The organism is Stenotrophomonas sp., from assembly GCF_032103445.1.
Classification (GTDB): Bacteria; Pseudomonadota; Gammaproteobacteria; order Xanthomonadales; family Xanthomonadaceae; genus Stenotrophomonas.
This window is the reverse complement of the sequence record NZ_DAMDFR010000102.1, coordinates 1-6,061: the sequence shown is the minus strand read 5'-3', so window position 1 is coordinate 6,061 and position 6,061 is coordinate 1. Positions and strand designations below refer to the sequence as shown.

At 68.7% G+C, this 6,061-nt stretch carries 7 protein-coding genes; 4 read left to right on the top strand and 3 right to left on the bottom strand.

All coding sequences use genetic code 11. The features are described 5' to 3' along the window. Positions 1-126: 126 nt before the first annotated feature. The gene (locus tag RT551_RS20370) at positions 127-768 is read right to left on the bottom strand and encodes a hypothetical protein (protein ID WP_313461880.1); all 642 of its coding nucleotides are present in this window, start codon (positions 766-768) and stop codon (positions 127-129) included. 123 nt (positions 769-891) lie between these two features. Beyond that, on the bottom strand, positions 892-1,149 hold the full coding sequence (locus tag RT551_RS20365) for a hypothetical protein (protein WP_313461879.1): 258 nt from the start codon (positions 1,147-1,149) through the stop codon (positions 892-894). Between the two features lie 190 nt (positions 1,150-1,339). Between RT551_RS20365 and RT551_RS20360 the strand changes: the two genes are divergently transcribed. After that, positions 1,340-1,762: a hypothetical protein gene (locus RT551_RS20360; RefSeq protein WP_313461877.1), complete on the top strand. Its 423-nt coding sequence runs from the start codon at positions 1,340-1,342 to the stop codon at positions 1,760-1,762. A 108-nt stretch (positions 1,763-1,870) separates the two neighbouring features. On the opposite strand, the gene RT551_RS20355 is transcribed toward RT551_RS20360, so the two are convergent. Then, on the bottom strand, positions 1,871-2,353 hold the full coding sequence (locus RT551_RS20355) for a transposase (protein ID WP_313461875.1): 483 nt from the start codon (positions 2,351-2,353) through the stop codon (positions 1,871-1,873). Positions 2,354-2,488: 135 nt separating this feature from the next. Here RT551_RS20355 and RT551_RS20350 point away from each other — a divergent pair, with 135 nt between their 5' ends. From RT551_RS20350 to RT551_RS20340, 3 genes are all read left to right on the top strand, one after another. After that, positions 2,489-3,331 carry an MnmC family methyltransferase gene (locus RT551_RS20350; protein ID WP_313461874.1) on the top strand — a complete coding sequence of 281 codons (843 nt, stop codon included), beginning with the start codon at positions 2,489-2,491 and terminating at the stop codon, positions 3,329-3,331. A 168-nt stretch (positions 3,332-3,499) separates the two neighbouring features. Beyond that, entirely contained in the window at positions 3,500-4,261 is a 762-nt protein-coding gene (locus tag RT551_RS20345; protein ID WP_313461872.1) for a hypothetical protein, read from the top strand. A gap of 81 nt (positions 4,262-4,342) precedes the next feature. Continuing rightward, a partial coding sequence (locus RT551_RS20340) for a winged helix-turn-helix domain-containing protein (RefSeq protein WP_313461870.1) occupies positions 4,343-6,061 on the top strand: 1,719 nt, incomplete at its 3' end.

Genomic DNA, 6,061 nt, shown 5'->3' with positions numbered 1-6,061 from the left:
CCGGCTGCGCCTTCCACGTAACCCGCCAAGAGCAGCCGGGCAAGCCCGGCTCTACGTATCCCGCACGTCACATGTTCCGTGCAGGTCATATCCGGTTTGTCCCTTATCCCGCGTCGCCCCATATCGTCAGTAGATGCTCATGCTGCCGCTGTCATCCACGCAGTGGTTGGCGATGCAGGCCTCCAGTGCGGTGGTGACCTCGCCGCGATCGTGCACGGTGCAGGTCACCCAGGCTTTGTACTCGCCCTTGAACGCGGCCGGGTGGTACTGCAGAAAGTGGCTGCTGCAGGTGTCCACCCGCACCGTGCCGCTGATCACGTCGGGCTCGGTGGTCTCATAGCGCAACGTGCCTGCGGCACTGAACTCCTGGCCCCGGGGTGCGGAGCCGCGCGGAGCGTGGGCTTCAAGGTAGCCGGGCGGGCGGTCGGAACGCTTTCCTTGGCGTACGCAGCTCCAGGCCGAAATGGCGGTGAACCTCGCCTCTCCGCCACGCGCCGGTGCCATGCGGCTCTCAGCACACAGCGCGCGGTGGTAGTCCTTCGTGGCTTGGCTTTGTTCGTCGTAGTCGAAGGAATAGGTGTTGCCGTGCAGGTGCCGGATGCGCTGTTCGATCTGGCGCATACCGCCGTTTGCGTCGGGTTCTTCGGTGGTGCGTACGACGCGTTCGTTGCCTTCGGCGTCCAGCTCGATGCGATCGTGGTAGTAGCCGTCTGCGTGTTCGATCATGGGCACCGGTGCGGACAGCAACAGTGCAAGGATGAAGCTCATGGGCGTACCTGCCTCGTGGGTGATGGAGGCGGGAGGTTGGCGGTGATGCGTGCCTGGAACTGTGCGGTGTGTTCCAGGATAGGCAGCATCAATGGTGATTTCGTATTTGTTGCACCGTGCCGGTTACAACTTGAGAATCATCCCCAACAGGAACAACCCCAGCGGCAACGAACTGAACACCGCCCCTGCCGTCCCCAGCCACGGCCAGCGCTCGCCGCGCACGCGCGACCCCAACCCCACGATCACGCCCAGAATGGACGCGCCCAGCACCCCGAGCGAGATGCCGGCATTGCTCAGCAACCATTGCCCCACCTCCGGCGAAGCCAACCCCACCGCATAGGCCAGCGCGAACATCGCCGGGGCGACCAGGAAGCTGCCCACGCCCAACAGCGGCGCTCGGGTACCGGGCGCTCTGGACGTGGAAGCGGAAGGGGTCGTGGAAGGGGCGGGCTGGGACATGGCGGCACAGGTGAACGAGTCAGCTGCCACCGTACACCATTGCCGGTTCTGCACATCGCCCACGCGCGGGGTGCGGCACTATGACGCAACATCTGCCGTCAGGAGAACCGCCATGCGCGCCTTGCCCTGTCTGCTCCTCTTTCCCCTGGCCCTGCTCGCCAGCTGCGACAAACGCAATGGCGGCGATGTGGTGTTTTCCGCCGACCCGATGCTGGGCTGCTACGCCACCCACCCGCGTAAGCCGGCCGACTTCCGCATCGACCAGGAACAAGGCCGGTACTACGTGTCCTTCAACCGCGACGAGCAATGGCAGCGCGAGGCCACCCCGCTGCAGGAAGCCAAGCGCGATGAAGTCGCCAGCTACTTCCCCAGCGATGCCGACCAGATCGATCGCGCCCTGGTGCGCAACAGCGGCGGCTTCGGGCTGTTCCACCTGAAGTCCAATGCCACGCTGCGAGGCAAGGCCAAGGACAGCGACTACATGACCCTGGTGCTGATCGGTGCCGGGCCGGTGTTCCGCACCGGGTGCGACTGAGCCACGCACCTCCACCCGAGGTGCCGCACAGCGGCGAGCCGCGGATATGCAGCTGACGCCAACGCATCGAGCGCGCCCAGCGGTGATGCCATCCCCTGTAGACAACCGTCATGCGCCATTCCGCCCACCCTGGCGGCGGTGAATGGAGCTGTAGCGCCACTGCGCCGGTTCGCGTACATGCCCGTGCAGCACCGGGCTGTGATGCACCCGGGCGATCTGCTGCTGCAGGTCCTGCGCATCAACGATGCGCTGTTGCGGAAAATCCGCCTGCCACAACGGCCGCGCGCAGCGGTCACGACGCAGCAGCGCGCGCGGTGGTTGGCCGGGCAGCTGGCGATCGAATACCGCCTGGACCTGCCGCCAGCGGCCTTCGCCATCGTCGTCGCCCGGTGGCAGGGTCCACACCCCGTGCAGTTCGCTGGGCAGGACCACGATGGCCTGCAGGATGAAGGGGCGGGTCTGCCGGGCAATGCGGAACGCCCGCCGCAGCACCTCGGCGTGTTCCACCAGCAGGCGACTGCGTGGGTCACGCAGGTAGGCACTGAAGTGCCACGTGTTCTCGAACGGGGCGTACGGGCGGGGCGTGTCCATGACCCCAGTGTGGGAACCCCGCCGGTCGCCCACGATCAGCCCAGGCCACAGCCGTGGGTCGGGCGGCGGCGCGTCGGCCGGTAGGAATTCACCGGCTCGGGTACCCTACCCACCCCCGTACCTGCCCGAACGCCCGTGCCCCACTACACCGGTCCCCTGCTCACCCGTCCCCTGGCCGAAGCGCTGCTGCGCGCCCGCGACAGTGGAGCTGCCGAATGGACCGGCTCGCTCGACCTCGGCCGCAGCTCCGGCACCGCCACCCTGGCCGCCGACCACTGGCAGTGGAGGGGCGAGACCTATGACTACCCCGGCAAGACCAAGGACCGCACCCTGTACTACTGGGACGGCGAGGAGTTCCTGCCGGTGTCGCGCTTCGGCTCGGCCCTGATCAAGCTGGTGCCCACCGAGTGGGACGCCCCCACCTTCGAGATCGACGGCATCAAGATGCTGCCCAGCGCCCAGGTTTCCCCGTTCGAGGACGCGCGCCGCAAGGTGGCGCTGGTGGCCCCGGCCGGCAAGACCGTGCTGGATACCTGCGGCGGCCTGGGCTACTTCGCCGCCTGCTGCCTGGAAGCCGGGGTGACCCGGATCCAGTCGTTCGAGAAGAACCCGGACGTGCTGTGGCTGCGCACCCTCAACCCGTGGTCGCCCGACCCGGACGCGGCCAGCAGCGGCGGCCGGCTGTCGCTGACCCACGGCGACGTCTCGCAGGCGATCGAGGGGCTGGAGAGCCGGTCGGTGGACGCCATCCTGCATGACCCGCCGCGCTTCGGGATTGCCGGCGAACTGTACTCGCAGGTGTTCTACGACCAGCTGGCCCGGGTGATCCGCCCGGGCGGCCGGATGTTCCATTACACCGGGGCCCCGAACAAGCTGACCAGCGGCCGCGATGTACCGCGCGAGGTGGCCAAGCGGCTGGAGAAGGCGGGCTTCAAGGCCGAGCTGGCGCTGGACGGGGTGCTGGCGGTCAAGCGCTGACATTTTTTATTTTTCCTTATAGATCAATCATCTGACCCCTCCGGAAGGTTTCCGGCAAGCATCGTCAGCCACGTTTGAGCAGCCTCGGACCTCGTAATCCCGTCCGCTTCACGAGGTCTGCCGCCATGCACGTTCCCGCCGCCGATCACCACCACCAGGGCTCCCGCCATGTGCGGCGCTGACCCCCGCGAGCCGCTGTTCCGGCGCGGCCTGCCCGGCGACGACAGCCGCCCGGGCTGGGGAACCGCCCCGGAACTGCCGCACCTGCCGGCGGTGAACAACCAGGTGTTCATGCGCTGCGCCAACGGCATCGGCAGCGACACCCCCGGCCAGCTGTTCGTGGCCATCGGCCACCCGCCGCTGCCCTGCTGGCCGGACCTGCTGCAGCCGCTGGCCCCGCACCCGCGCCTGCTGGTGCCGCCGGTGACCCTGCGCAGCGTGCAGGAGCTGAAGACCTTCTTCGAGCGCCACCCCGGCCACGCCCAGCGCAGCGTCGCCTACGGCATGGCCGACCGCTACACCTTCCAGGCGCGCTACGAGCAGCGCGACAGCAGCGCCGCGATGCAGCTGGAGCTGCGCGCGCACGCCTGCCCGCCGGCCTGGACGTTCTCGGTGCTGGGCAGCGACGCCAATGGCCCGCTGCAGATCGCGCCGTTCGTGCTGGGCCGTGCCAATGGCTGGGTGAGCAGCCTGGCCACCGTGCCCGCCGGCTATGAAGACACCCTGACCCTGCATATCGACACTCACGGCCATATGCCCGGCGAGGACGCCCGGGTGGACCTGGTGCTCTCGGTGCAATTGCCTGTGCAGGGCCTTTCCGGGCGTGACCAACCCACGCTGTTCCGGCTGGGTTGCCACTCCTGGCGCGCGCAGCCGCCGGCCATGGATACGGCCTGGCCTGCGCGCGGGGTGGCCACCGACCTGCTTTGAAGCACGATCGTCTTCACATTGCCTTACTATCGGCGCATCGGCCACCGGTCGTGTGCGCTGAGAGCCAGGAAGGGCAGTGCGTTGAACGAACAAACCCCGCAGGGTCCGGCCGTCGCGCATTTCCGCGTCGGCGACTGGATCGTTTACCCGAAGGAAAACGCACTGGCCAGCGACGCCGGACGCGTGAGCGTTGAGCCGCGCGCGATGGAAACGCTGGAATTCCTGGCCTACAACGCCGGCACCGTGGTCAGCCCCGAGCGCCTGCTGGTGGAATGCGGAGCCGACGTCAGCCTGGGCGACAACCCGGTGCAGAAGGCGATCGCGCAGCTGCGCAAGGCATTGGGCGACAGCGCGGTGGCCCCCCGCTACATCGAAACCATCCGCAAGCGCGGCTACCGGCTGATTGCCCCGGTGACCCTGCCCGCCGGGTATCGCGGCCCGGTGGCACACGCCGCCGCGCCGGCCACGCCGGGCAGTCCGTTCCGTGGCCTGCAGGCGTTCGACAGCGACGACGCCGGGGTGTTCTTCGGCCGCAGCGCCGCCGTGGAAACACTGGTGCAGGCACTGGAAGCACAATGGCAGCAGCAGTGCGCCTTCGTGCTGCTGGTCGGAGCCAGCGGCAGCGGCAAGAGCTCGCTGCTCAACGCCGGCCTGATTCCGCGGCTGGCACCCCCCGGCGTGGGCGCACTGGACGTGGTCGCCATTGCCCGCATTCCTGGCCGCGGCCCCGGAACCCGCACGCTGGCCGCCGCCGTCGCCGATGCGCTGGTGACCACCCTGCAGCCGGCCCTGCTGGAAGGGCATGAGGTCAGCACCTGGCAGCAGTCGCTGCAGAACACCCCGGAACGCGCCCTGCAGCAGCTGGCCGACCGCATCCACAGTGCCCAGGGCGCACGCCAGGGGGATCGCGCGCCTGCACTGGTGCTGGTGATCGACCAGCTGGATGACTTCTTCCCCGAAGACGGCGACCCCGTACAACTGGCGAAGGACGCCACCCTGCTGGGCCAGCTGGCGCGCAGTGGCCACGTCGCGGTGGTGGCCGCCTGCCGCAGCAGTGCCTACGCCACCCTGGCCAACGTGCCCGCGCTGCTGGCGCTGAAACAACCCAGCGGCCATGTCGACCTGGCTCCGCCGGGACCGGCGGAAATCGCCGAGATCATCCGCCGTCCGGCGCAGTTGGCGGCGTTGTCGTTCGAGGAAGGTCCCGACGGTCGGCTCGACGACGTGCTGCGCGATTCCGCCGTGGCCCAGCGCCACGCTCTGCCGTTGCTGCAATACACGCTTCAGTTGCTGTACGAGCACCGCGAGGAAGGCGGACGGCTGGGCTTTGCCGCCTACTCCGCGATTGGCGGGCTGGACGGCGCGCTGCGCCAGCATGCCGAACAGGTGATGGAAGGCCTGTCCCCCGCCGCGCGCGCCAGCCTGCCAAACGTGCTGGTCCATCTGGTGCGCTACTCGGCCAGCGGCGAACAGATCAGCTGCGTGGCCGCGCCGTTGCAGGTGTTCCAGCCGGGCCCCGAACGCGAACTGGTGGACGCCCTGCTACGCAATCGTCTGCTGGCCGGTACCGCTGAAGACGACACCCCTGCCGTGCAGATCGCGCATGAAACCCTGCTCAGTGCGTGGCCGCGTGCCGCGCAGTGGGTGGCCGACAACCGCGACGACCTGCACCTGCGTGAGCGCCTGCATCTGGCTGCGCAGCGCTGGCAGCAGGAAGACCAGCGCCGCGACCTGCTGCTGCCCGGCGGCCGCCTGCTGGACGAAGCGCGCGACCTGCTGCAGCGCCGCCCGCAGGTGCTG

What these genes read in the sequence shown, in the direction of transcription:
- RT551_RS20370 (WP_313461880.1), bottom strand. Translation starts at nt 768, where the DNA reads ATGAGCTTCATCCTTGCACTGTTGCTGTCCGCACCGGTGCCCATGATC.
- RT551_RS20360 (WP_313461877.1), top strand. Translation starts at nt 1,340, where the DNA reads ATGCGCGCCTTGCCCTGTCTGCTCCTCTTTCCCCTGGCCCTGCTCGCC.
- RT551_RS20355 (WP_313461875.1), bottom strand. Translation starts at nt 2,353, where the DNA reads ATGGACACGCCCCGCCCGTACGCCCCGTTCGAGAACACGTGGCACTTC.
- RT551_RS20345 (WP_313461872.1), top strand. Translation starts at nt 3,500, where the DNA reads ATGTGCGGCGCTGACCCCCGCGAGCCGCTGTTCCGGCGCGGCCTGCCC.